Raw genomic sequence first — 24016 nt, 5'->3', positions numbered from 1 at the left:
TCTGGTACGTACGGGAGGCCTGGCCGTCGCCCGCCACCGGCACCACTCTCGTCGAAGGCGTGCTGGAACGCTCGGACCGGCTGCGGCTGACGGTCGAGTCGGACAGCCTGGTGGTGTTCGGCGACGGCATGGAGAGCGACGCGCTGGAGCTGACCTGGGGTCAGACGGTCCGTCTCGGCAGATCGGCGACCTCGCTGCGGCTGCTCGGCTGACGCCCGGCCGCCGGCGGCCCGCCACCGGTGGCCGGGCGCTCATCACCCGTACGAGCGGGGGAATCCCGGCCATCGTCCGCCCGGCATCACCGCAGTTGTACGTAAAAGAAGCTGATGGGACGAAGGCCTGTTTCATACCTTTCACGCGATGCGCCCTGGTGCGCCCCCCGGCGGCTCTGGCTTGGTGGTCCCGACCGGCGCGTGACCGCCCGGCCGACCGTCAACGAGGGGATCCCCATGCGCTCACTCCGTGCCACCGTCGTCTTCCTCGCCGCCGCCGGCGCCCTCGCGGCCGGCCTCGCTCCCGCCTCGGCCCGGTCGGCCGAGGCCGCGTACACCTGCTCCGACGGGTACTTCTGCATGTACAGCGGCTGGAACGGGACCGGGACCCGCTGTCAGTACAGCCAGCGGGTCAACAACACCGCCGATCGCTGCTCCTTCATCCGGAACGGGGAGAACGTCCTGTCCGTGTACAACCGCAACAGCCACAAGGCCACCTACTACACCCAGACCAACTACAACGGGCGTATCGGCAGCACCGGTTCGGGCGGGCGTGGCAGCTTGCAGGGCAACTATCAGATCCGCTCCATCTCGTTCTGACCGGGCGGGACGGGGGCCTTGAAGGCCCCCGTCCCGCGACGTACCACCGCTCAGCGGTCGCAGCGCAGGCTGCCGAGGTCGACGGCGTCGGCCATCGCCTCCATCCCCGCGTCGTTCGGGTGGAGATGGTCACCGCTGTCGAAGGCGGGCAGGATCTTCCCCGGCGCCGCCGGGTCCCGTACCAGCGCGTCGTAGTCGAGCACGGCGTCGAAGGCGCCGCTGTCCCTGATGAACGAGTTGACCGCCTGGCGGGTCGCCTCGCCGTTCTCGTTCCACTCCGACCAGCCCTCGTACGGCATGACGGTCGCGCCCACCACACAGGCGCCGGAGCCATGGATCCGCCGGATGATCTCGCGGTACGCGTCGGTCAACTGGGCTGCCGTGGGCGCCGGGACGGCCTTGATGTCGTTGACCCCTTCGAGCAGGATCACCGAGCGCAGTCCGCGCTGCGACAGGACATCGCGGTCGAGCCGCTTCAGCACGCTCACCCCGGCACCGTCCGTCAGCACCTTGTTGCCGGAGATGCCCTCGTTGGCCACACCCTTGACACTGCCCCGCCGGTCGGCCTGGAGCCGGGCGGCGAGGAAGTCGGGCCAGCGGCGGTTGGTGTCGTCGGTCGCGTTCGAACCGTCGGTGATCGAATCGCCGAGCGCCACGACGGTTCCGGTGCCGCGCGGCGCGTCGGCCACCACGGCGTCGAGGTAGAAGCGGTTCTTGGTCTGCTGGGTGAAGGAGGTGCCGGGCTCCTCCGCCGCATGGTCGCCGACGGGCGCGATGTACGAGGTCTGGTGGCCCGCCGCATGGCCCGTCGCCGTACCTCCCGCGCCCTGTACGTACACACTGACGGCGAGGTCGGAGCTGGGCGCGACGGCCGTACGCAGCGGGTCGCTGTACACGGAGCCGCCGGGCGCGACGGTCACCGAGGGCGCTCCGCCGAAGGTCAGGGCGCGGTTGGTGCCCGGTACGAGGGCCGCGCCGGAGGCGCGCGTGCCGACGTAGGCGCGGCCGAACGTCACGGGCTGGTCGCCGAAGGCGTTGGACAGGCGGATGCGCGGGGCGCTGCCGCCCGCGCTGGTGTGGATGACGATCCGGTGGGTCTGTTCGGGTACGGCGGCGCCGAGCCGGTCAGCGCTCGCCGCCCAGGTAACCACTGCGGACGTCTGTGCGGGCCGCGCCGAGGAAGCGGCGGGAGCCGCGAGAACGGCGGCGAGTGCGAGAGCCAGGGCAGCCGCAGCGCGCCGGGCGCGTCGCGGCAATTCCGGTCTGTACATTGCGGGTTGATCCTCTCGTTGCAGAGACAGGTCATGCCATCAACGGCACGGACAGAAAGCGCTTCCGGTTCGATGTTCGAAGGAATCCCGTGGCGGGCCCCGGATACCCCCGGGGGCCACATGATTCGCCGGAGCCCGGATGGGGAGCATGGTGACTGATGGCCCCTCATGAGAAGACCGACGCCGCGCCGGACAGTCGGTCCCCCTTCGACGACTTGTTCTGCGGACTGCTGCCCAGGCTCTACCGCAGGGCTGTCATGCTGGCCGGGACGCGCCAGTCGGCGGAGGACGCCGTGCACGAGGCGTACCTCAAACTGGTGGCCAGGCCCGAGAGGCTGCTCGCCCATCCGGAGCCGTACGCCTACGCGTTCTCGGCGCTGCTGAGCGCCGTACGCGACGCGCACCGGAAGGAAGTACGGCAGGTGCTGGTCGACGATCCGGACGCGGCCGGCGTGTCCGGCTGGGACGGCGGAGTCGAGCGGCGGCAGGGCGAGTTGGAGACGCTGCGGCTGCTGAGCCGCTTATCGGCGCGTCAGGCCGGGGTGGTGATCCTGGTGGATCTTGACGGTTACACCATCGACCAGGCTGCCAGAATCATGAAGGTGCACCGGGGCACGGCGGCCAGACACCGTACCCGCGCCCTGGACAGCCTGCGCACACTGCTCGTCGAGACAAAGGAAGGAGGGCGCCATGAACAAGCCTGACGAGCCTTCCGAACCTTCCGAGCCTTCCGACCGCATCGTGACCGCCGCGCTGCGTGAGCGGCTGCGGTCGGCCGACGAGGAGATCGAGGTCCCGGCCGGCCTCTGGGACCGGATACGGCCACCGGATCAGGCCGCCCTCCCGGCCCGTCGCCTTGTCGTCCGGCTCCCCCACCCCGCCCTTGTCGTCTCGCTGGCCGCCGCGGTCGTGGTGGCCGTCGCCCTCGGCGCCTGGTGGCTGACGGGCTTCAACACCGGCAGGCAGGCACCGCCCGCGGGCACCCCGGCGGTCACCGTCCGGGTGTACAACGCCGAGGTGCAGTGCCAGGAACTGCGTACGACGGAGTGCGCGTTGCGGCTGGCCAAGAACCCGCACAAGCTGTACGCGGCGAGCGGCAACCGCGCGGCGATGGTCTGGCACGGCGAGCGGCTGACGGCGCGTTGCGTGATCAGCGACGGCGTCATGCTCAGGGACGAGTCGGGCATCACCTCGGCGCGCTGGTACCTGGTGCGTACGGAGGACGGCGTGGAGGGCTGGCTGCCCGGGGTGCGCACGCGCAACGCGGCCGAGATCCCGGACTGCGCGGACGGCGAAGGCATCCCGGATTGACATGTGACGCAGGTCACACCCGCCGGTGTCATACGGATCGGGTCCGCCGACCGTGTAGCGCGTGAACAGCACGCACAACACGGGGAGTTCGACACATGAAGATCCGTACCGCGCTGGCCGGGATGATCGCGGCCACCGCTCTCGTCGCCACAGCAGGGGCGGCTTCGGCCGCCGTACCGCACACGGGGAACCAGGCCCTGGGCCCGGCGGCGACCTTCACCGTCTGGGCGACGGACGTCAACGTCCGGGACAACCCGGGCAACCCGGGTCTCTGCGACGGTTTCCCCTCGACCGCCAACTGCCCGGCGGTGGCGGGGAAGCTGCAGCCGGGCCAGCCGTTCGACGCCATCTGCCAGAACGACGGTCAGACCATCAGCGGCAACCCCTGGTGGGTCTACATCCAGCGGGGCGACACCCGGGGTTACATCGCGAGTTACTACGTGGACAACGCGAGCAACCAACTGCCGGGTGTGCCGGTCTGCGGCGCCTGAGCGAGTCGGCGCGCACCGACCGAGCACCAGCACATCTGAACACCGAACACTGAACATCTGAACTGAAAACGGGTGGAGAGACATGAAGTTCATGTACAAGACCATGGCGTCGGTGGCGCTGGCAGGCACCGTGGCGGCGCTGGCCCTGACCTCGCAGGTTCCGGCCGGGGCGCAGCCCGACGGCACCAGGGTCACGGCAGCCGTCCGGCCGGCGGCGGGACCCGCCGTGCGGCAGGCCGCACAGCGGCTCGAAGGGACCAGGGTGACCGTGTGGGCGAGCAACGTACGCCTGCACAACGGGCCGCACGTCAACGACCCGTCGCCCACGACCTTCGGTCCCGGCGAGCTGATCGCGAGCTGCCAGACGAAGGGGGACCTGGTCACCGACCCGGCGGGCACCAGCGAGTGGTGGTCCTTCGTCTCCCTGCCCTCCGGCAGTGACGAGCTGTGGATCAGCAATGTGTTCCTGAAGGGCGGCGCGAAGATCGACGGCGTCCCCGACTGCTAGCCAGGCCTTGTCCGGCCTGTAGAGCTGTGGTCGAGCGGAACCGATGACCGCACGGCCGGGCGCCGCGCCCCCACGCGCGGCACCGGGCTGTGCTGAGGGCTTCTCCGGCCCCGTGACGGGGGCGGGGCCGGAGACAGCCCGTCAGGCCCTGTCAGACACAGTGCCTAGGCTGCCGCTTCGCGCACCAGCGGGAAGTGGCAGGCCACCTGGTGTCCCTCGCCGTCGGGCGTGCTCGCCAGGGGTTCGACCTCGGCGCAGATGTCCTGTGCGAGAGGGCAGCGGGTACGGAAGCGGCAGCCCGACGGCGGGCGCGCCGCCGACGGTGTCTCACCACTGAGCGGGGCCCGCTCGGGGGCGGTGATACCGGGGTCCGGGACATTGACGGTGTCGAGCAGACCCCGGGTGTACGGGTGGAGCGGGCGCGCGTACACCTGATCGGCGGGGCCTGCCTCGACCAGCTTCCCGAGGTACATCACCCCGACCGTGTCGGCGAGGTAGCGCACCACGGCCAGGTCGTGCGAGATGAAGAGGTACGTCAGACCGCGGTCGCGCTGGAGGTCCCGCATCAGGTTGAGGATCTGCGCCTGGACGGAGACGTCGAGCGCCGAGACGGGCTCGTCGGCGACGATCAGCTCGGGGGAGAGCGTCAGGGCGCGGGCGAGACCGAGCCGTTGGCGCTGTCCGCCGGAGAACTCGTGCGGGTAGCGGTCGACCGCTCCGCGCGGCAGGCCGACCGCGTCGAGCAGTTCGGCGACGACACGGTCCTGCTCGGCCCGGTCCCCCACGCCCTGGATGACCAGCGGCTCACGCAGGATGGTGCCGACGCGCATCCGGGGGTCCATGGCCGCGGTGGAGTCCTGGAACATCATCTGGATCTTCCGGCGGTGGGTCCGGCGGTGAGCGCGGTCCATCGTCGCCAGGTCCTCGCCCTCGAAGGCGATCGCCCCGGAGGTCGGGGTTTCCAGACCGGCGACCATCCGGCCCATGGTGGTCTTGCCGCAGCCGGACTCCCCGACCATCCCGAACGTCTCGCCCTTCCTGATGGTCAGGGTGACGCCGCCGACCGCGCTGACGGTGCCGCGCGACCGGGAGAACGGGCCGCCGCGCAGCGGGAAGTCCTTGTGCAGGTCGGTGATCTCCAGCAGGGCGGCCCCTTCGGGTACGACTGCCCCGGCGCGCCCGCTGTCGTACGGCTCGACGTCCAGCGGCGTCCCCGCCTCCTCGGGCACGGGGTGGAAGCACGCGAAGCGGTGCCCGTCCCCGGTCAGCGGCGGCTCCTGCGTACGGCACTCGTCCGTGGCGAACGAGCAGCGCGCGGCGAACCGGCAGCCGTGCTGCGGCGAGGCGAGGTTGGGCGGCAGGCCGGGAATCGTACGCAGCTCGGTGGCGCCGACGACGGCCTTCTCCGGCAGTGCGGCGAACAGGGCCTCGGTGTAGCGGTGTCTCGGGCGGGCGAAGAGGTCCCCCACGCCTGCGCTCTCGGCGACCTTGCCCGCGTACATCACGGCGACGCGGTCGACGCGGTGGGCGATGACTCCGAGGTCGTGGGTGACCAGGATCATCGCCATGCCGAGACGGGAGCGGAGATCGTCGATGAGTTCGAGGATCTGGTGCTGGGTCGTCACATCAAGGGCCGTGGTGGGTTCGTCGGCGATGAGCAGCCGGGGTTCGCACACGAGCGCCATGGCGATCGCGACGCGCTGGCGCATACCGCCGGAGAGCTGGTGCGGATAGTTCTTCATCCGCTCGGCGGGCTGGTCCATGCCGACGAGCCTGAGCATGTCCTGCGCGCGTTCCCAGGCCTCGCGCTTGGTGATGTCGCGGTGCAGCAGGAGGGGTTCGGCGACCTGGGCGCCGATGGTCATGGTCGGGTTGAGTGAGGTCAGCGGGTCCTGGAAGACCATGCCGATGGTGTTGCCGCGCACCTCGCGCAGGACCTTCTCGCCGCCTTCGGCGAGGTCCTGTCCGTCGAAGGTGATCCGGCCGCCGGTGACGGAGCCGCCGGAGGGCAGCAGGCCGAGGACGCTCAGCGCTGTCATCGTCTTGCCGCAGCCGGACTCCCCGACGATGCCGAGGGCTTCTCCGGGCGCCAGGTCGAGGCTGATGCCGTCGAGGGCGTGGACGGTGCGGTTACGGGACGCGATGTCGACGTGGAGATCGTCGATCCGGAGCAGCGGATCGGTCATGAGCGGTTCCTCCGGACGGTGACGCGGTGAGAGGCGTGAGGGACGGGAGCGGGGCGCGGGGTGCCCTCGGGGGGCACGGGGCGGGCCGTCACTTCTTCCTGAGCCGCACTTCGAAGGCGTCCCTGAGCCCGTCACCGATGAAGTTGAAGGCGCCGACGACCAGCACGATGGCGATGCCCGGCGGGAAGATCAGCCACCAGTAGCCGTTCTGGGTGTAGGTGATGCCCGCGGAGAGCATCGAGCCCCAGTCGGTGGCCGGCGGCGGGATGGACAGGCCCAGGAAGGCCAGGTAGCTGACGTAGAGGATCGCGTCGGCGATCTGGAAGGTGCAGTTGACGATGACCGTGCCGATGGCGTTGGGCACGATGTGCCGGAACACGGCGCGGGCGCCGCCCCCGCCCATCATGCGCATGGCCTGCACGTACTCGCGGTCGCGCAGCGCCAGCGCCTCGCCGCGCACCAGCCGGGCCGGGGAGAGCCAGGCCACGGCGGCGATGATCAGGATGAGGACGGTCTTGCTCGGTGTGATGATCGCGGCGACGACGACCAGCAGGAACATCGCGGGGATGGCGAGCGCGGCGTCCGTGACGCGCATCATCACCGCGTCGAGCCAGCCGCCGAAGTAGCCGGAGACGGCGCCCCAGACCGTACCGAAGAGGGTGGCGAGCAGTCCGGCCGCGAGGCCGACCTCCAGTGAGGACCGGCCGGCGATCATGAGCCGGCCGACCAGGTCGTAGCCGAGGTCGGTGGTGCCGAGGAGGTGACCGGGGCTGCCGGGGGCCAGGTTGGCCCGGGCGAGGTCGGTGTGGACCTGGTCGGTGGGGTGGATCAGCGGCCCGAGGTAACAGAACGCCAGGAGCAGCACGAGCACGATCACGCCGGTGAGGGCGAGCTTGTTGCCGGTGAAGACCTGGAGGGTACGGCGGGCGAGTGAGGGGGTGGCGAGGTCGGCGTCCTCGTGCCCCGGGGCTATGACGGCAGTACTGCTCGCGCTCATGACACGCTCCGGATCCGGGGGTCGAGGACGGCGTAGACGATGTCGGTGAGGAGCGATCCGAGGACCGTGGCGACGCCGACCACGAGCGTCACACCGAGCAGGACGGGGAAGTCGGAGCCCTGAGCGGCGTTCCAGAAGAGGAGGCCCATGCCCGGGTAGTTGAACATCGACTCGACGACGAGGGCTCCGCTGAACAGGGTCGGCAGGTACAGGCCGAGGAGGGTGACCAGCGGGATGATCGCGTTGCGCAGGACATGCCTGGCGAGAATGCGCCTGCTGGACTGGCCCTTGGCCATCGCGGTGCGTACGTATTCCTCGGTGAGGTTGTCCAGCGTGGCGGAGCGCATGTAGCGGCTGAACATCGCGATGATGCCGAGTGCCAGGGTGACGATGGGCAGCACCATCCCGGAGAACCCGCTGAAGATGCCGGCCACGGTCTCGCCCTGCGGCGCCTCTGAGGGGAAGATCGGGATGGTCTGGCTGAAGACGATGATCAGGATCAGACCGAGGAAGAACACCGGGGTGGCATAGGCGAGGAAGGCTCCGGCGGTGAGCAGATAGTCGGAGATCTTGCCGCGCCTGACGGCCTGGAGCAGGCCGAGCGGTACGGCGACCACGACCGCGAGCAGGGTGGCGAGCGCGGTCAGCACCAGCGTCTTGGGGAGCCGCTCGGCGAGCAGGTCGGAGACCGGCTGGTTGAGCTTGTACGAGAGTCCGAGGTCACCGTGGAACAGCCGGCCCAGGTAGTCGAAGTACTGGAGCGGCAACGACTTGTTGTAGCCCTGGAGTTCGTTGAAGCGGGCTATCTGCTGCGCGGTGCCCTTGGGGCCGAGGATGGCGCGGGCCGGGCCGCCGGGCAGCAGGTGCAGCAGGACGAAGACGATGATCGACACGAGGAGGAGGACAACCAGCGCCTGGAGGAAGCGCTTCACGAGAAAACCGGTCACTGATCGGCCCCCTTCTTGACGTAGTACCAGTCCTGCGGGGCGAAGGTGACGGTGGGGTTCTGGCTCACACCGCGCAGGTCGTTGCGGATGACGGAGACCTGGTAGGCGGGGTTGGGCATCCACATGACGGGCAACTGCCGGGCGAGGTACTCCCCGTAGGCGTGCATGGCGTTGGGGTCCCCGGAGTACTGCACGGCGCGGATGAGCTTGTCGGCCTTCGGGTCGGAGTAGTTGCCGAAGTTGGCGGAGGCGCCGGTGGAGAAGAGCTGCTCACCGCTGGGGTTGAGCGGGAAGTACCAGCTTCCGGCGGTGCCGAAGAACGACATGTCCCAGTCGCAGCCGGGGTCGTTCTTCTTGCACGGCACCGAGTTGCCGAGGACGGAGTTCAGCGGCTGCTGACGTACCGTCAGGTCGATGCCGGCCTTGCTGAGGGAGGACTTGAGCTCCTGCATCATGTTCGTCGTCTCGGTGGAGCCGGACTGGGAGAGCAGGGTGAGCTGGAGCGGCGCGTTCTTCGCGATACCGGCTCCGCACTCGTCGGCGCCGGTGCCGGGCCTCGCGCAGCGCGCCTGACCGCCGGCGAGACTCCAGCCGTGGTCGGTCAGCATGGTGCGTGCGGTGGAGACGGAGAAGGGGTACTGGTTCTTCTCCATCGCCTTCGACAGGTACTGCGTCTTCGGCGCGGCCGGCACGGGGCCGAGTGTCGGGGCCGCGCTGCCCTGCCAGATGACATCGCTCATGGCCTTCTGGTCCACGAGGTGCTGCATCGCCTGGCGGATGTAGAGCTGGCGCATCTCCGGGCCGCCGGCCGAGGAGTTGAAGTTGTAGACGATGTAGCTGACCGCCCAGCCGTCCCACGGCTCGACGGAGTAGCCGCGGTCCTCGAACTTCGTCTTCTGCGCCAGGACGGACGGCGGTATGTAGCCGTAGTCGACCCCGCCCGAGCGCAGCACGTTGTACTCGGAGTCGGCCGTGGTGAAGGGCTTGAAGACGACCTTGTCGAGGTGCGGCCGGTCGGTGCCGGTGTACTTGGGGTTGGGTACGAGTGAGACCTGCCCCGAGTCCCGCCATTCGGCTATCTTCCAGGGGCCGTCGACGGTTTTCCAGAGCGGGTCGGTGCCGTACGACCCGAGGCTCTTCGAGTGCTCGGTGAGCCGGCTGAAGACGGCCTTGGCGCCCGCCGGGGTGCGGTCCCAGTCGCCGGTCTTCCCGCCGTCGGTCCTCGCGTCCCAGGCCTGTTGCGGGAGGGCGCGCATCAGGGTGAGCTGGTTGGCGGTGAACCAGTCGGGGTTGTAGGCCCGGTTGAGGTGCAACCGTACGGTGTGGGCGTCGACGGTCTCGAAACTCTTGACGTTGTCGGGCATCGCGCCGACCGAGTAGCTGGCCCAGTCCGCCTTGGCGGACTTGACCATGTTGAACCAGAACTCGATGTCGCGCGCGGTCACGGGGGTGCCGTCGGACCAGGTGGCGTCCTTGCGCAGCGGGAGTGTGACCGTACGGTTCCCGTCGCTGTAGACGGGCGTGAGACCCAGTGTGTTCGGTCCGGTGGGGACGAGGTCGGCGCCCTTCTGGACCGCGTCGTAGACCGGCATGAACAGCAGTGTCTGGATCGACGCGTTGTAGCTGGCGCTGAAGCCGGGGGCGCCGATGGGGAAGATCCAGTTGGGGGTGGCGGCCGGCGGCAGGGCCATGGTCGCCGTACCGCCCTTGACGGCGACGCCGCCGGTGGGGGCCATGGCGATCCGGCCGCCGTCCTGCGTACAGCCGGACAGCACCGCGATCAGCACCGCCCCGACGGCGGCCGCCACGGCTGTGCGGAGCCGTGCGGGTGAGCGCCCTGAGCGCATGGATGGGCCTCCATCGGGTCCGGCGGAAGGCCGACGACGGGATCGGCCGAGGATTCGTGAAAGTTAGGACCGATCACAAAACTAAGTCAAGGGCTGCATACAACACGGGGAGTGAGTTGGGCGGGGCGTTTGTGGCAGAAGGATCCGTTTTCGCCTTATCCCTTGGTGAAGACTTTCCCTCATCTCCTGGCGGAAGTTGACCCCAAATCGGTAACTTACATCGAGACAGCGACAACTTGATTCGAATCCTCGAAACAAGATCCAGGGAGTGAGATGACGGAGAGCGCCTCGACCAAGGACATCCTGCGCATGGTGTCCTCCGGCGTGGCATCCTCACGGGCCGAACTGGTACGTGAACTGGGCCTGGCCGCCTCCACGGTCTCGCTGCGCGTACAGGAACTGGTCGCCTCCGGGCAGCTCACCGAGTCCGGCGAGGGCGCGTCCCGCGGCGGGCGGCGGCCCCGGCTGCTGCGGGTGCGCCAGCACGACGGGGTCGCGCTCGCCGCCGATCTCGGTTCCCATCACGGGCGGATGGCCGCCGTCGGGCTCGACGGCACGGTCATGGACGCGGCCGACCACAGCCACGACCTCACCTCGGGTCCCGAACCGTCCGTGGAGTGGCTCGTCGGCCGACTCACCGACCTCGCCGGGCAGCAGCGCGAAGCGGGCCGTACGGTGACCGGCGTCGGCGTCGCCTTCCCCGGCCCGGTGGACGTGCGGACCGGCTGTGTGATGACCCCGTCCAGGATGCCGGGCTGGCACCGCTTCCCGCTGCGCGACGTCCTCACCCGGCGTCTCGGGCTGCCCGTCTTCGTCGACAACGACGCCACTCTGATGGCCGTCGGCGAACACCTCACGACGCGCAGGGAGTTGGACCACCTGCTGGTCGTCAAGGTGGGCCGCGGCATCGGCTGCGGAGTCATCTCGGACGGCCGTCCGTACCGCGGTGCGAACGGCGCGGCCGGCGACATCAGCCACGTACGCGTGGACGCCGCGGAGGAACGCGCGTGCAGTTGCGGCAACATCGGCTGCCTGGAGACGGTCGCCAGCGGCGCCGCCCTGCAACGTGAACTCGCTCTCCAGGGCCCCACGGTGGACGGTACGGCCGAGCTGCTCCGGCTCGTGTCCGACGGCGACCCGTACGCCACCACCCTGGTCCGCACGGCCGGCCGGCACATCGGCACCGTGCTCAGCGTCGTCGTCAACTTCTTCAACCCGCAGGCGGTCGTCCTCGGCGGCGCGCTCGCCGCCGCCGAGCCGCTGGTCGCCTCGGTCAGGGCCGTGCTGTACGAGCGGTGCCTGCCGATGGCCACGGCGGGCCTCGACATCTCCACGACCGTCACCGGCCGCGACTCGGGACTGCTGGGCGCCGGCCTCACCGTGCTGCGCGAGGCACTCCCCCACACCACGGCCCCCTGACGCCCGCCCCGACTGTCCCCGATCCCGTACCCCCGACCCGGAGAACACTCCCCATGACGACCACCTCCGACCGCCTGCTGCGTATCGCCATCGGCGGCATCGGCATCGAGTCCTCGACCTTCTGCCCGCACCGCTCCACCGCCGACGACTTCCGCCAGACACGCGGCGCGCGGCTCCTCGACCGCTACACGTGGACGCGGAGCGACTCCGACCTCGCCCCGCTCGTCGAGTGGGTCCCGCTGCTGCACGCGACCGCCCTGCCGGGCGGCCCCGTCGAGGCGGACTCGTACCTGCTCCTCAAGGACGAACTGGTCAACCGCATCCGGGCGGCGGGCCCCCTCGACGGCATGGTGTACGACCTGCACGGCGCGATGAGCGTCATCGGCCTCAGCGACGCGGAGGGCGATCTCACCGAAGCCGTACGGGCGGCCCTCGACGCGGTCGGCACGCCCGAGGACCCGGAGCACGGCCGGCCCATGATGTCGGCTGCGATGGATCTGCACGGCAATGTCTCGCGCCGGTTCGCCGACCCGGTCGACCTGCTGACCGCCCACCGGCTGGCGCCGCACGAGGACGCCTGGGACACCCGCGAGCGCGCGGCGCGCAAGCTCGTCGAACGCCTGCGGATGCCCGTAGGATCCCGCCGCCCGCACCGCGCCTGGGTGCAGGTCCCCGTACTGCTGCCGGGCGAGAAGACCAGCACCCGGCTGGAGCCGGCGAAGAGCCTGTACGGGAGGCTCGCAGCGATCGAGGCCAAGCCCGGCATCGTCGACGCGGCGATCTGGGTCGGGTACGCCTGGGCCGATCAGCCGCGCTGCCGGGCGGCCGTCGTCGTCACGGGCGACGACGCGAAGCTCGCCGCCGCCGAGGCCGAGTCGCTGGCCCGCCAGTACTGGGACGTGCGCCGCGACTTCCGGTTCGTCGGGCCGACCGGCACCGCCGAGGAGTGCGTGGCGAAGGCCGTGGCCTCCGACCGCAGGCCGTTCCTGATCAGCGACTCGGGCGACAACCCCACGGCGGGCGGCGCCGGTGATCTCGCGTACATGCTCGGCAAGCTCCTCGACAACGACGAGATCGCCTCGGGCCGGGTCACCGCCGTCCACCCCGGTATCACCGACCCCGCGGCCGTCCGGGCCTGCTTCGAGGCGGGCATCGACGCGAGCGTCACGCTCGACATCGGCGGCAAGGTCGACCCGAACCACGGCGGGCCCTACCGGCTGACCGGCACCGTGACAGGACTCCAGCGCGCCGCCGACCGTACGGACCACCCGGGCGGCGGCCCGTACGAGAGCGGCTGCGACCTCGCCGCGATCACCACGGGCGGCCTCACCGTCGTGGTCACCGAGCGCCGCAAGCCGTTCCACACCCTCGCCGATTTCACCGGTCCTGCCGAGGGCGGTCTCGGGATCGATCCGCGCACCTTCGACCTGGTCGTCGTCAAGATCGGCTACCTGGAGCCGGAGCTGTACGACATGGCGGCCGACTGGCTGCTCGCGCTGACCCCGGGCGGTGTCGACCAGGATCTGCTGCGGCTGGGCCACCACCAGGTGGAGCGTCCGCTGTACCCGTTCGACGAGGACGCGTTCGGGGAAGGACCGGGCCCCGACCTGACGCCCGTGCTGCTCTGACGTAACTACGCCGACGTACTGCTCCGACGTACTGCTCTGAACGGAGCGTGCGAGGGGAACCCGGCCGGGCGACAATGGTTCCGGCCGGTAGCGACCGGCGCTGTTCGCCTGTGTGTCGGGGGCGCCCGGCCCGAGGAGGTGCGTCGCGTGGCAAAAACCAGTAACCGCGAAGCTGTACGGGAGATGCTCGACACGTACGGACGTACGTACGCGGCCGAGGCGAACATCCGCCTGAAGAACACCCCCCAGCCGCTCTACCAGCTCCTGGTCATGTCGCTGCTGCTGAGCGCCCGGATCAGCAGCGGCATCGCGCTCGCCGCTTCACGGGCGCTCTCGGAGGCGGGGCTGCGGACCCCGCACCGGATGGCGGACGCAAGTTGGCAGGAGCGCGTCGACGCCCTGGGGCGCGGCGGCTACCGCCGCTACGACGAGCGGACCGCGACGCAGCTCGGCGAGGGAGCCCATCTCCTCCTCGATCTGTACGGCGGTGACCTGCGCAAACTGCGCGCCGAGGCGCACGGCGACACCGGCGAGCTGCACGAACTGCTCCAGCGCGTGCCCGGCATGGGGCCGGTCGGCGCCGACATCTTCCTGCGCGAGGTGCAGGACGTCTGGCCCGAGGTCGCCCCTTATCTGGACGGCAAGGCGCAGCAGGGCGCGACTCGCCTCGGGCTGCCGGCCGAGCCGAAGAAGCTGGCGCGCCTCGCCGGTGACACGGACCGCGCCACGTTCGCGGCCGCGCTGGTACGGGCGGCGCTCGACAGGTCGAGGTCGAAGGCGAAGGCGTCGTGACAGTTGTGCGTCCGTGACAGCCGTGTGTCCGTGACAGCCGTGTGCCGCCGACAGCCGTGTGCCGCCGGACCCCGGAGGGTGCGGCGGCACAGGACGGCGACGGTGACCGCGCGGGGTCGTCAGTGCTGCGGCGTCAGTGCTGCGGCGGACGTTCCCCGGAGTCTCCACCATTGCCGAGCTGGTCGTCGATCTTCTGCTGACCGGAGTCGACCTGGTCGGTGTGCTTGTCCCCCGTTTTGCGGTCGACCGCGTCCCCACCCTTGTCCACACCCTTGCGGGTGGTGTCCTCGTGCCCCTTGACGAGGCCCTTCAGCTTGTCGAGCATCGACATTGCTAGCTCCTCACTCGGAACGTACGTCTTCCCACCTTCCCCGGCCCTTGGTGATCCCGCATCTGGGGGACCGTATCCGCAGGTCAGGGGCGTCTCGGGGCAGTGTGAGGACGTCAGCGTGAGGACCCAGGCGCGAGGGCGTCAGTGTGAGGAGGAGTACGCGCGCTGCCGGGTGCAGGGATCGTTCCCCGGTCCGGTGACCGGGCCCTCCGGCAGTACGGTCGCCGCTTGGAGCGCCGCGCTGACCAGTGTGGTCAGCAGGTCGATGTCGGCGCCCGTGTCGAGACGTACGGTGACCCAGCCCGAACCCGCCCGCAGCCGTATCGCCGTGGAGTTCTTGAGCACCGGACGCAGTTTTGCGATCATGGAGTGGGTCAGGTGCACGTCGGCCTCGTTCTCGCCGTGGAAGTGCACGATCTCCTTGGTACCCGTGCGGACGCACAGGTCGGTGCCGCAGTAAGCCTGGCCGCCACTGAGACCTGGCCAAGTCATCAGCCGTTCGCCGGCGTGTCTCGCAGCGTTCATTGTCCCAGCCTGCCGTATGACGACCGTCCGGCACAGGGGAAAGGGATAACAGATGCGAGTCCATTTTCTCCCGAGGTGCCCGGAGCGTGTGCCTTGGTGCTCGCGGGGCGTGTGCCGGGGCCGAGCCAGGGGCGGGGCGGGTGTGTCCCGCGGCCGGAGCCCCGCCCGACGGTTTTTGTTCGCTGCGTGTTCAATCCCCGGTGCGGCGCCTTGTCCACCCCCGCGTGATCTGCTCGTCGGAGGGGTCGGCGGCGGACACCGTCGGGACAGGGCCCAGGGGCAAGAAGGCCGGATGACCAGGGACGCGAAGGGGAAGCACATGGCTCCGAACTCGGTCGACGAGCTGATGGACCTCCTCCACGCGTGCCGGGGAGCCCGGTCCCGTCCGGATCACGGCGGCGGTTCGGTCGATCTCCACGACCACGCCCTCAGAACGGCGGCCCTGCTGCGCCGGCGGCGCCCCGCCGACAAGGAGTTGCAGCTCGCCGGGCTGGTCCACGGCCTGGGCGCTCTGCTGGACCCGAACGACCCGGCGGAACACGGGGGCAGGGCGGCCGACGCCGTACGCCCGCTGCTCGGCGAACGCGTCGCGCGGCTCGTCCTGCTCCACGCGGCGGCCCAGCGCGCGCGGAGCGAGGCGGTGAGCGCCCGGGAGGCCTCCGACTTCGCGAGTGATCCACTGGCGGAGGACGCGGTCACCCTGCTCCAGGCCGGCGACGAGGGCAGGTCCCCCGGTGTCGAGGGCGGGGTGCTGGAGGACTGGCGGCCGGTCCTGGAATCGGTTGCCGCCGCGCACGCCGGCCGCGCCTCCGGACCCGTACGCCGCTGACGCGGTGCCGGCCCGCCGTGCCTCTACGAACCCGAGGCCTCCCCCGGAGCGGTGGGCGCGCCCATGACGTCGTACGTGTCCAGCCGGCCGCACATGCCGAACCTGCCGTACGCGGCGGGGAGCCGGGCGTGCACCCGGGCCTCGGTGAGGTGCCTACCGTCACCGTCCGCGAGCAGGTCGAGCTGGGCGCCGGTCTGCCGGGCAGCCTCGGCGGCGCCCTTCTTCCAACGGGCCCGCCAGTCACCCACCTTGGGGCGTACGAGCGCGGCCGCCGCCCGGTGGAAGTCCAGCAGCGGGCGCCTGTCGCCGGCCTCCCCTGCCGTACGCAGCACGGTGTATCCCTCGACGGCGAGATCACGCCGACGGCGCGCGGCCGTGGCCTGCTCGGCCTCGCTCCCTTCCGGGATGCGGACCGCTTCGGCGTACGTGGCCGGGTCGGTGAGGTACTCCGGCGGGAGGGTCAGCACCGCGTCCCCCGCCTCGGGCAGTCCGTTGTTCTGCATCAGCACGACGATGCGCAGACCGCCGTCGTTGATCAGCCGGTGGATGGTGCCGGGTGTGAACCAGACGAGCGCTCCCGGCTCCAGCGGTGTGGTGTCGGAACCGGTCGCTGTCAGGGTCTGGACGGCGCCGCTGCCCGCCGTCACCACGTACCCCTCGGAGCAGGTCAGGTGCAGGTGCGGGGTGCCGCCGCTCCGCCCGTCGGCAGCCTCCCAGTCGTACACGTTCAGATGCGAGACGGCGACCGCGCCAGGCAGTCCGGCGAATCCCGCTGCTCCGCTCACCATGACAGCTCCCCCAGGTGGTTGGTGACGTCGAACCGTGAGTCGGTGGCCGGCCGGGCCGACCAGGCGCGGCAAGCGTGGCAAGCGCTTTCCGCCGCAACGTAGATGGGCCGCATGACGATGTCAACGGGTGACCACGTCCACGGGCGACGACGTCAACGCCCCGTCAGCGCAGGGTCGGTACGGCGCCGCCCTCCACGCGGGCGACCCGGACCCCGCGCAGACCCCTCCCCCATGTCTCCGCGATCCCGGCGAACCGGTCGGCGTCGGGCGGGGTCCGGCCGAGGCCGATCGCGTAGGTCGCCCGGGACGGGCCCGTCCCGAACGGCCGCGGCCAGGCATGTGCGTCCGCCGCCCCTGCCTCCTCCAGCGCGGTCAGCAGCGCCCGCGCGCGGCCCCGGACCCTGCCCTGCGTCCGCATGAACTCCCCGGCTCTGTCGGCGCGTACGGTGACCGTCGCCCAGGCCGCGTGGCGCCGGTGCAGCGGCGGGGACGCGAGCAGTCCGGACCAGCGGTCGGCGCCGGTCCCTGCGGCCGTCTCCAGGATGTCCCACCCCCGGTACAGCTCCTGTACGAGCAAGTCCCGCATTCCAGGCCCGACTTGGTCGGTGCAGCTACGGACAGGAGCGGTCGGGGTCATGATCGACACGGCCCCCGCCGACGGCCTTACGCCCGCTGTGAGTTCAACCGTGTCGCGCCAGTCCCAGGCCGCCCAGGTGGCGAAGAAGTGCCGCAGCAGACCGTCGGCCGGCAGGTCACCGGCCTCGCGCACGGTGCGTCCGGCGAGCACGGACCAGGCCAGGCCCGGCAGTCCGCCGAACGGGGCCGAGTCGAGGCCGCGCGCCTTCGCCCACGCCTTGACCTGTCGGGCCAGCAGGGCGAAGGCGGCCTCCCGGCCGCCGACGGCCGACCGTACCGCCTCCGAGTCGCTGACCGCGCTGAGCGCGATCGCCGCCGCCTCGCCCAACTCCGCCCGGCGGGCGACGGCTTCGGCGGGCGGGAGCGCGCGGGTGGCGACCACACTCAGGTCGATGTCGAGATCCCGGATACGCAGCCGCAGGCCCGGCACACGGGCGCCCGTCACCTGTCGTATCCGGGTGGCGTCCGGCAGCTCCGCGGTCACCCGCGCCTGTACGTCGGCGATGTCGGCGGTGCCGGGCAGCGCTGCGACCAGGTCGAGGTCTGCCCCGGGCAGGGCGCAGCCCGTACGGCGGGAGCCCACGACGTGCACGATCCCGGGACCGCGCGCGTCCAGTGTGTCTAGCGCCGCCGCGATGCGGCGGGTGGCCTCCCGGGCCGGGCCGCCATCCGACTCCCCCTCACCCTCACCGTCGAAGTCCCCTGCCAGGAAACCGACTTCGGGGTCCCACCGCATCTCGCCGGAGCCCAGTGCGAATGTCGCCCGCCGTCGCATCGGCTCGTCGTCCCGACGGGAGAGCAGAACCAGCTCCCCCACCGCCACTGACACGTCAGCGAGTTGGGCGGCGCAACGGGCGGCAACGCGTTGCGGGTCCTGCGAACGGCCCAGTGTCAGATGGGGCGTGAAGCCCTCGGCGCGCCCCCGGCAGCCGGGGAACCGCAGATCGAGCGCCGCGCGCAGCTCCGCCCACGGTTCGGGGCCGGCCGCCGCCGGATCGAGCCAGACGGTGGCGTCCTCCCGGTGTCCGAAGGTGTGCACACCGGCCAGTCGGGCAGTGAACCCCGTTGTCGCGGCCGCCACTTCGGCCAGGAGTGGCACTGCCCGCTCGAAGTCGGACTCGGGTACGAAGCCGAAGAGCAGGTTCACGTGTGGCGGCCAGCGGTCCATCCCCGGATCGTGCTCGCGACGAATGTCCTGGATCGCCGGCCACAGCTCGTCCGGCGGTATCCACGCCACAGCGGTACGCGTCGTCGCCGGAACGTCCAGGACGCCAGGCACCTCCCCTACGTCCGTCTGTCCGCTGTCCCCGAAGCTCACCTCCGCCTCCACGCCGTAGTGGTCCGAGATGAACCGCCCGTCAGGGGTGGGCGATTCGCCCCGCAGCCGGACCGCGTCGACGCGTACGAGGGTGTCGTCGCCACGCAGCAGGATCCGGTCCAGCCGCGATGCCTGGCCGGACAGTGAGGAGACAGCGGCCAGCGGATTGGCCACCGGGTCGAAGGTCGGCGTCCGGTCGCCAGGTCCGCGCACCTCGGTCCAGGCGTCCCGCATTCCGAGCGCGGCGGCCGGTCCCTCCGCGCCGTCCGCTCCGTCGTTGAAGTCGCCCACCAGCAGCACATCGCCGTCGATGCCGGACAACCCCTCGCCGGTGCGGTCGAGTTGGGCGCGTCGCAGGTCCCGGCCGTTCTCGGAGTGGTCGCTGCTGAGGTGGGTGGCGGCGACCACGAGCAGGCCGGATCCCGTGTCCACGGTGAGCGCGGCGACGGCTTTGTGCCGGCCGAGGACATGCCAGGCCGCCTCCCTGACGGGCAGCCTGCTGAGCAGCAGCAGCCCGCCGGTTTCGACGTCCTGGCCCGCCGGATCGGTGCCCAGGGTGTAGCCGTCACGGACCCACGGCGCGCACAGCAGCATGTCGAGCAGTCCGGCCTCGACCTCTTGCAGGGCGATGACATCGGCCCGCGCCTCCCGCAGCGCGGCGAGCAGCAGCGGGCGGCGCCTGGCGGTGTCGATGAGGTGGCTGTCGTAGCGGTCCCACAGGGTGTTCCAGGTCAGTACGCGCACTCCCCGCCCGATCGGCGCCGCCTGCTTCGGCGCCCCGTCGGCCGCCTGCCATCCCCCGGCGGGATCCCATGCGTACGGGGTCCTGGCGGTGAAGAACGGCGCCCGCAGGCGCCGTGGTTCGCGTACCCGTCCCGCGTCCGAGGCACCGACGCGGTCCGTCCCGGTGGCGCGGTCCCAGACCACCTCGCCGTCGGCCTCGACGAACAGCACGCGGTGCCACGGGATGTCGCCCCCCGGCACGAAAGCGGGCAGTGGCACTCGCTTGGGCGCGGCTCCACGCTGGTTGATGCCGAGGACGAACCTGGCGGGGTCGAACCGCGCGTCCCAGCGCACCTGGTGGTAGATCTCGTCGCTGGTGCGCATCACGCCTCGTCTCCGTGCAGGGTGCCCGCGGTGTCGTCCACGGCGCCGCCCGCCCCGATGTACCACGTGCGGTGCGCCTGGCCGGGGTAGGGCGGGTCGAAGCGGTGGAGTTGTGAGCTGAACACCCCGGCCGGTACGGGGTACGCGCGGGTGGCGTTGCGCCGCAGCAGTTCGGCTCCGTCGACCAGCGCGACGGCGTGGGTGACCAGGGCGTCCCGACGGCGCGCCACCGCGTGCACCGGTGAGCGCTGGTGCCGGTTGAGCGAGGTGGCGTCCCATACGACGGTCCCGCCGCCGGCGAGCGCGGTGTCGAGCCGGTCGAGGCCCTCGCGCAGTATGTCGCCGTTGGCCCGCTGGTCGGTGCGGGAGCCCCTGGCCGTACGCAGGTCGTCGAGCGAGATGTACGCGCCGACGCCGGGGAGGGCGGCCGCGAAGGTGCTCTTCCCGCTGCCGGAGGTGCCTGCCAGGTGGATCAGCCGGGGGAAGTCGCCGTCCCGCCATCGCCAGGTAGCGGCGACCGCTTCGGCGGCGCCCGTGATCTTTCCGGCCGCGTACGCTTCACGTGCCTCGGCCCAGCACCGGTCGGCGGCGTCGCCATGGACGCCGGCACCGTCGAGCGCCTCACGCACCTCCGTCCGCAGGGGCTCCAGCGGTGCTTCGCCGAGCAGTCCCGCGTCTTCGGCGTACAGCGCCGACCAGGCGGTCTGCTCGCGCGCCTCGGCGCCCTCCGCTCCGCCCAGGCCCCCGGCGACGGCCCCGGCGACCGCGTGCAGGACGCCCAGGTCTGCGGCGGCGGTCAGCCGTACCAGTCCGCTCCCGCGCGCTTCGTCCGGGTACGGCCGGTGCGGGCGGGTGTGGAGCCCGGCCAGGTCGGCGACGCGGCGCGCCCACCGCATGCCGAGCGGTCCCACCAGGTGGGGTCCGAGCCAGGACCGTGGTGTGTCGTGGAGCAGGGTGGCCACCACGCCCGCCAGCCGCGCTTCGGCCGGCCTGCCCAGCACACCGAGCCGGGCCGAGACGTCGGCCACGGCCTCCTCGACGGCCGCCGTGGGTTCTCTGTCCACACCGAGCGCGGTCAGCAGGGCCGGTACGTCGGGGGCCGCGCCGCCGCGTACGGCCCACAGCGCGGCGGCCGGGCCGAGCCCGTTCTCCACGACGGAGGCGTGCATCCAGTGTGTGTCGGTCTGAACGTGTCCCGGACGGACCCACTTGGCGACGCGTCGCCCGAACTCCTCGCGGCCGAAGCCCTCGACGGTCCGCACGACGTACCCTTCCTGCTGGGCGAGGTCCAACCGCAGCGCGCGCAGGGCCCGTTCGTCGAAGGTTCCGCGCCACAGCACCTTCGGGACGGGCACGCCGAGCCGCCGGGTGAAGCGGACCGTACGGTCCCAGTCCAGGCAGTGTTCGCCGTCCCAGACGGAGAACGCGTAGAACCAGGAGTCCAGTTCGGTGTACGCGAGCGAGTGCCGCGCGAAGAGGTTCTCGCCGCAGACCCGCCACCCCGGTGGGATGGCGGCGCCGATGCGTCCCTGAAGTCCCTTGACCCAGGCCCGCGACGGATGGTGTGCGGACTCCAGCGACCTGGCGTGCAGTCCGTCGGCGTAGAGGGTGGTGTTCTCCCCGTCGAGCTTCTCGGTGACCACGACCTCGCGGCCGGTAAGCCCGGACAGCCCACCGGCGCGTACGTCGTCCGAGGAGACACCGGGCGACCAGGGCAGGTGCGCGGTGCGCGGATAGTGCGTGCGCATGGCGCGCTCCTGAGGACGACGGTGTGTCCCGTGACTGTAGAAGCGCGCGTGCGAGTGATCCACCGGTTTACCGGTGTCCGCGGCGGCCGTCAGGACACCGCGGAACCCCCGCGTCCCACCGATCCCAGACCGGCCTCTTCCAGCATCTCCCGGATGGTCCGTGTCTCGTTCTCGTCGAGCGGGAGCAGCGGCGGATTCGTGGCCGGGCAGGTGATGAGCCCGCGCAGGGCCAGTGCCGCCTTGAAGGCGCCGAGCGCGCCCGCCGTGAAGCCGATCCTGGCCGGGTCGGCGACCGTGACGATCCTGAACAGCCGTGCGAGCCGGTCCTGTTCGGCGCGCGCCGCCGCCCGGTCACCGGCCAGCGCCGCACGGTGGAGCCGTACGTAGCCGTGCGGGTCGACGTTGCCGAGGCCCGGCACGATCCCGGCGGCGCCGAGTTCGAGCGAGGTGTCGGCGAGCAGTTCCGAGCCGGTGAGGGTGGGCAGTGTGCCGCCCGTACGGCGCAGGGTCTCGCGAAAGTCGGCGAGGTCGCCGCTGGAGTCCTTGAGCGCGATCACCAGCTTGTCGGCGGCCAGTTCGGCGACGATGTCGGGCGTCAGATGGATGCCGACCGCGCTCGGGATGTCGTAGGCGACGACCGGTACATCGATCGCTCCGGCCACCCGCCGGTAGTGCTCGACCACTTCGGCCGCGTTCGGCCGGATGTAGAACGGCGCGGTGACGACCACCGCGTCGGCGCCCGCCGACGCGGCGAGCCTGGCGTGTTCGACGACCCGCCGGGTCCCGGTGTCGACGGCGCCCACCAGGACGGGGACGGCCCCGGCGACGGTCCCGGCGGCGACCTCCGTGAGCGTGCGCAACTGGGCGGAGTCGAGCAGCGCGACCTCGCCCGTCGAGCCGCCGAGGAAGATGCCGTCGACACCGGCGTCGAGCTGGAAGGCGATCAGCCGCTCCAGCGACCGGACGTCGATCTCCCCCGTCGCCTCGATCGGGGTGACCAGCGGCGGGATGACGCCGCCGATCCGGAGGGAGGAGTCAGATACCACGGGTGGCTGTCCTTTCCGGGACGGTGAAGGCGGGCGCGTCGGAGTCGACTTTCAGCGCCCGGCCGATACGCGCGGGCACATCGAACCCCACTATCAGGGCGACGACGACGGTGAGCACGCCGGCGAGCCCGGCCAGGGCGGGCCCGAGGCCGGTCCGCTCCGCGATCGAGGCCCCCGCCAGGGGTGCGACGGCGCCGCCGAGGGCGCCCACGTTGTAGGAGAAGCCGAGCCCGGCGGCCCGTACCCGGGTGGGGAAGTGGTCGGAGATGTACTTGGGCAGCAGCCCCGAGATGCCCTGGCTGGTGGCCTGCATGACGAACAGGAGCAACCACAGCAGGACGACGCTGCCCGACGACCCGAGCGCGAACACCGGGAACACGAAGGCCAGCGAGAGGAACAGGCCGAAGACGTACGTACGGCGGGTGCCCAGCCTGTCGCCCACCACCCCGGCGACGCAGCACCCGGCGGCGTACCCGAGCCCGGCCCAGGTGAGCGCGTCGGAGACCTGGCCGGGGTCGTACCCGAGGTCGGTCTTGAGGTAGGTCGGCAGCAGCGACTGGATGGGCCATGAGTAGAGGAACGCGCAGAACGTGGTGAGCATGACCGCGATCATCACCGGCCAGGTCCGGCCGGCGAGTTGTACGGCGAACCCCACCAGACAGACGACGGCGAGGACGATCAGCCAGGGCGCTGCGGCTCCGGCGTTCTGGCTGAAGAGGAGCACGAGGGCGGTGGCGAGGACGACGGTCAGGACGGTGTTGGACAGCCGCCGCCCTGGCGCGAGCAGCACCGAGGAGGTGCTCACGCCGGGGCGATCACCGACCTCGGCCTGCCACTCGGCCGCCTCGGGGAGCGAACGCCGGAGGTAGAGGGTGAGGGCGATCGGGAGGATCCCGACGTAGAACAGCCACCGCCAGCCGCCCGCCGGCACGATGACCTCGTAGGCGAGCGCGGCGACCACACCGCCGATCGGGTACGCGGAGAGCAGGAACCCGGTCGCCCTGTTGCGCATGGCCTTCGGCCAGGACTCCATGACGTACGTCGCGCTGGAGCCGTACTCCCCCGCCATGCCGATGCCGACGACCGCGCGGAAGGCGAACAGCGACCAGTAGCCCCACGCGAAACCGCACAGGCCGCTGCCGATGGAGAAGGCCAGGATGGCGAGGACCATCGCCGGTTTCCGGCCGAACCGGTCACCTATCGCACCGAGCACGAGCCCGCCGAACCAGCGGGAGACGAACGCAGCCGAGACCAGGGTGGCAGCCCGGGTGAGGCTGATGTGGAAATCGGCGGCGATCTCCGTGAGCACCAGGGTGATCAGGACGAAGTCCAGACCGTCCAGCAGATACCCGAGCCAGGCGGCGAAGAAGGCCTTGTGCTGCTCGCGGGTCAGTTGCCGGAAGGACTGAGGGATAGCTGGCGGCGACACTGCCACGGCTGGACCTCCCAAATAGCTTGGACATAGGATGTCCTATGTCC

General features: G+C 71.1%; 21 protein-coding genes and 1 pseudogene. 10 read left to right on the top strand and 12 right to left on the bottom strand.

All coding sequences use genetic code 11. From position 1 onward, the window contains the following. Together QR77_RS49530 and QR77_RS36935 are read left to right on the top strand one after the other, a co-directional pair. Positions 1–212, top strand: a pseudogene (locus QR77_RS49530) (hypothetical protein); the annotation flags it as partial. Positions 213–449: 237 nt separating this feature from the next. Continuing rightward, positions 450–812 carry a peptidase inhibitor family I36 protein gene (locus QR77_RS36935; protein ID WP_040029306.1) on the top strand — a complete coding sequence of 121 codons (363 nt, stop codon included), beginning with the start codon at positions 450–452 and terminating at the stop codon, positions 810–812. 50 nt (positions 813–862) lie between these two features. Here the strand turns inward: QR77_RS36935 and QR77_RS36930 are convergent, their stop codons facing one another. Next, positions 863–2083 carry an SGNH/GDSL hydrolase family protein gene (locus tag QR77_RS36930; RefSeq protein ID WP_040026341.1) on the bottom strand — a complete coding sequence of 407 codons (1221 nt, stop codon included), beginning with the start codon at positions 2081–2083 and terminating at the stop codon, positions 863–865. A 158-nt stretch (positions 2084–2241) separates the two neighbouring features. Here QR77_RS36930 and QR77_RS36925 point away from each other — a divergent pair, with 158 nt between their 5' ends. From QR77_RS36925 to QR77_RS42590, 4 genes are all read left to right on the top strand, one after another. Next, positions 2242–2787: an RNA polymerase sigma factor gene (locus QR77_RS36925; RefSeq protein ID WP_078877610.1), complete on the top strand. Its 546-nt coding sequence runs from the start codon at positions 2242–2244 to the stop codon at positions 2785–2787. Then, positions 2774–3394: a hypothetical protein gene (locus QR77_RS36920; RefSeq protein WP_052489345.1), complete on the top strand. Its 621-nt coding sequence runs from the start codon at positions 2774–2776 to the stop codon at positions 3392–3394. Before QR77_RS36925 ends, QR77_RS36920 begins: the two co-directional genes overlap by 14 nt. A 95-nt stretch (positions 3395–3489) precedes the next feature. Next, positions 3490–3885, top strand: a complete 396-nt coding sequence (locus QR77_RS36915; protein ID WP_040026340.1) for a hypothetical protein — start codon at positions 3490–3492, stop codon at positions 3883–3885. A gap of 82 nt (positions 3886–3967) precedes the next feature. Next, entirely contained in the window at positions 3968–4393 is a 426-nt protein-coding gene (locus QR77_RS42590) for a hypothetical protein (RefSeq protein WP_052489344.1), read from the top strand. Positions 4394–4557: 164 nt separating this feature from the next. On the opposite strand, the gene QR77_RS36905 is transcribed toward QR77_RS42590, so the two are convergent. From QR77_RS36905 to QR77_RS36890, 4 genes are all read right to left on the bottom strand, one after another. Continuing rightward, positions 4558–6579, bottom strand: a complete 2022-nt coding sequence (locus QR77_RS36905; RefSeq protein ID WP_040026337.1) for an ABC transporter ATP-binding protein — start codon at positions 6577–6579, stop codon at positions 4558–4560. An 88-nt stretch (positions 6580–6667) separates the two neighbouring features. Then, a complete protein-coding gene (locus tag QR77_RS36900) occupies positions 6668–7576 on the bottom strand; it encodes an ABC transporter permease (protein ID WP_040026334.1) in 909 nt (302 codons plus the stop codon). Further along, positions 7573–8523, bottom strand: coding sequence for an ABC transporter permease (locus QR77_RS36895; protein WP_040026333.1), 951 nt, complete (start codon positions 8521–8523; stop codon positions 7573–7575). Before QR77_RS36895 ends, QR77_RS36900 begins: the two co-directional genes overlap by 4 nt. Continuing rightward, the gene (locus tag QR77_RS36890; RefSeq protein ID WP_040026331.1) at positions 8520–10370 is read right to left on the bottom strand and encodes a peptide ABC transporter substrate-binding protein; all 1851 of its coding nucleotides are present in this window, start codon (positions 10368–10370) and stop codon (positions 8520–8522) included. The genes QR77_RS36895 and QR77_RS36890 overlap by 4 nt, the downstream gene beginning before the upstream one ends. 273 nt (positions 10371–10643) lie before the next feature. Here QR77_RS36890 and QR77_RS36885 point away from each other — a divergent pair, with 273 nt between their 5' ends. The 3 genes from QR77_RS36885 (at position 10644) to QR77_RS36875 (ending at position 14209) form a co-directional block, all read left to right on the top strand. Next, entirely contained in the window at positions 10644–11789 is a 1146-nt protein-coding gene (locus QR77_RS36885) for an ROK family protein (protein ID WP_040026330.1), read from the top strand. A gap of 53 nt (positions 11790–11842) precedes the next feature. Continuing rightward, positions 11843–13417: a M81 family metallopeptidase gene (locus QR77_RS36880; RefSeq protein WP_040026329.1), complete on the top strand. Its 1575-nt coding sequence runs from the start codon at positions 11843–11845 to the stop codon at positions 13415–13417. Positions 13418–13600: 183 nt separating this feature from the next. Then, on the top strand, positions 13601–14209 hold the full coding sequence (locus QR77_RS36875) for an endonuclease (RefSeq protein WP_040026327.1): 609 nt from the start codon (positions 13601–13603) through the stop codon (positions 14207–14209). A 133-nt stretch (positions 14210–14342) separates the two neighbouring features. Here the strand turns inward: QR77_RS36875 and QR77_RS36870 are convergent, their stop codons facing one another. Together QR77_RS36870 and QR77_RS36865 are read right to left on the bottom strand one after the other, a co-directional pair. Continuing rightward, positions 14343–14540, bottom strand: coding sequence for an antitoxin (locus tag QR77_RS36870; protein ID WP_040026325.1), 198 nt, complete (start codon positions 14538–14540; stop codon positions 14343–14345). A gap of 141 nt (positions 14541–14681) precedes the next feature. Continuing rightward, positions 14682–15065 carry a luciferase family protein gene (locus tag QR77_RS36865; RefSeq protein WP_236710962.1) on the bottom strand — a complete coding sequence of 128 codons (384 nt, stop codon included), beginning with the start codon at positions 15063–15065 and terminating at the stop codon, positions 14682–14684. A gap of 319 nt (positions 15066–15384) precedes the next feature. Between QR77_RS36865 and QR77_RS36860 the strand changes: the two genes are divergently transcribed. After that, the gene (locus QR77_RS36860) at positions 15385–15894 is read left to right on the top strand and encodes a hypothetical protein (RefSeq protein WP_040029301.1); all 510 of its coding nucleotides are present in this window, start codon (positions 15385–15387) and stop codon (positions 15892–15894) included. A 23-nt stretch (positions 15895–15917) separates the two neighbouring features. Here QR77_RS36860 and QR77_RS36855 read toward each other — a convergent pair whose 3' ends face one another. The 5 genes from QR77_RS36855 to QR77_RS36835 all read right to left on the bottom strand — a co-directional run bounded on the left by QR77_RS36855 (position 15918) and on the right by QR77_RS36835 (position 23972). Continuing rightward, positions 15918–16682, bottom strand: a complete 765-nt coding sequence (locus tag QR77_RS36855) for a cupin domain-containing protein (RefSeq protein WP_052489342.1) — start codon at positions 16680–16682, stop codon at positions 15918–15920. Positions 16683–16845: 163 nt separating this feature from the next. Further along, on the bottom strand, positions 16846–19743 hold the full coding sequence (locus tag QR77_RS36850; protein WP_040026323.1) for a poly(A) polymerase: 2898 nt from the start codon (positions 19741–19743) through the stop codon (positions 16846–16848). After that, on the bottom strand, positions 19743–21491 hold the full coding sequence (locus tag QR77_RS36845) for an RNA ligase family protein (RefSeq protein ID WP_040026321.1): 1749 nt from the start codon (positions 21489–21491) through the stop codon (positions 19743–19745). The genes QR77_RS36850 and QR77_RS36845 overlap by 1 nt, the downstream gene beginning before the upstream one ends. An 89-nt stretch (positions 21492–21580) precedes the next feature. Beyond that, positions 21581–22537: a dihydrodipicolinate synthase family protein gene (locus tag QR77_RS36840; RefSeq protein ID WP_040026318.1), complete on the bottom strand. Its 957-nt coding sequence runs from the start codon at positions 22535–22537 to the stop codon at positions 21581–21583. Beyond that, positions 22527–23972 carry a sialate:H+ symport family MFS transporter gene (locus tag QR77_RS36835; protein ID WP_040026315.1) on the bottom strand — a complete coding sequence of 482 codons (1446 nt, stop codon included), beginning with the start codon at positions 23970–23972 and terminating at the stop codon, positions 22527–22529. The genes QR77_RS36840 and QR77_RS36835 overlap by 11 nt, the downstream gene beginning before the upstream one ends. Between the last annotated feature and the right edge of the window lie 44 nt (positions 23973–24016).

Source organism: Streptomyces sp. 150FB (assembly GCF_000818195.1).
Taxonomy (GTDB): domain Bacteria; phylum Actinomycetota; class Actinomycetes; order Streptomycetales; family Streptomycetaceae; genus Streptomyces.
The sequence above is the reverse complement of the archived record's forward strand: the minus strand, read 5'-3'. Positions and strand labels throughout refer to the sequence as shown.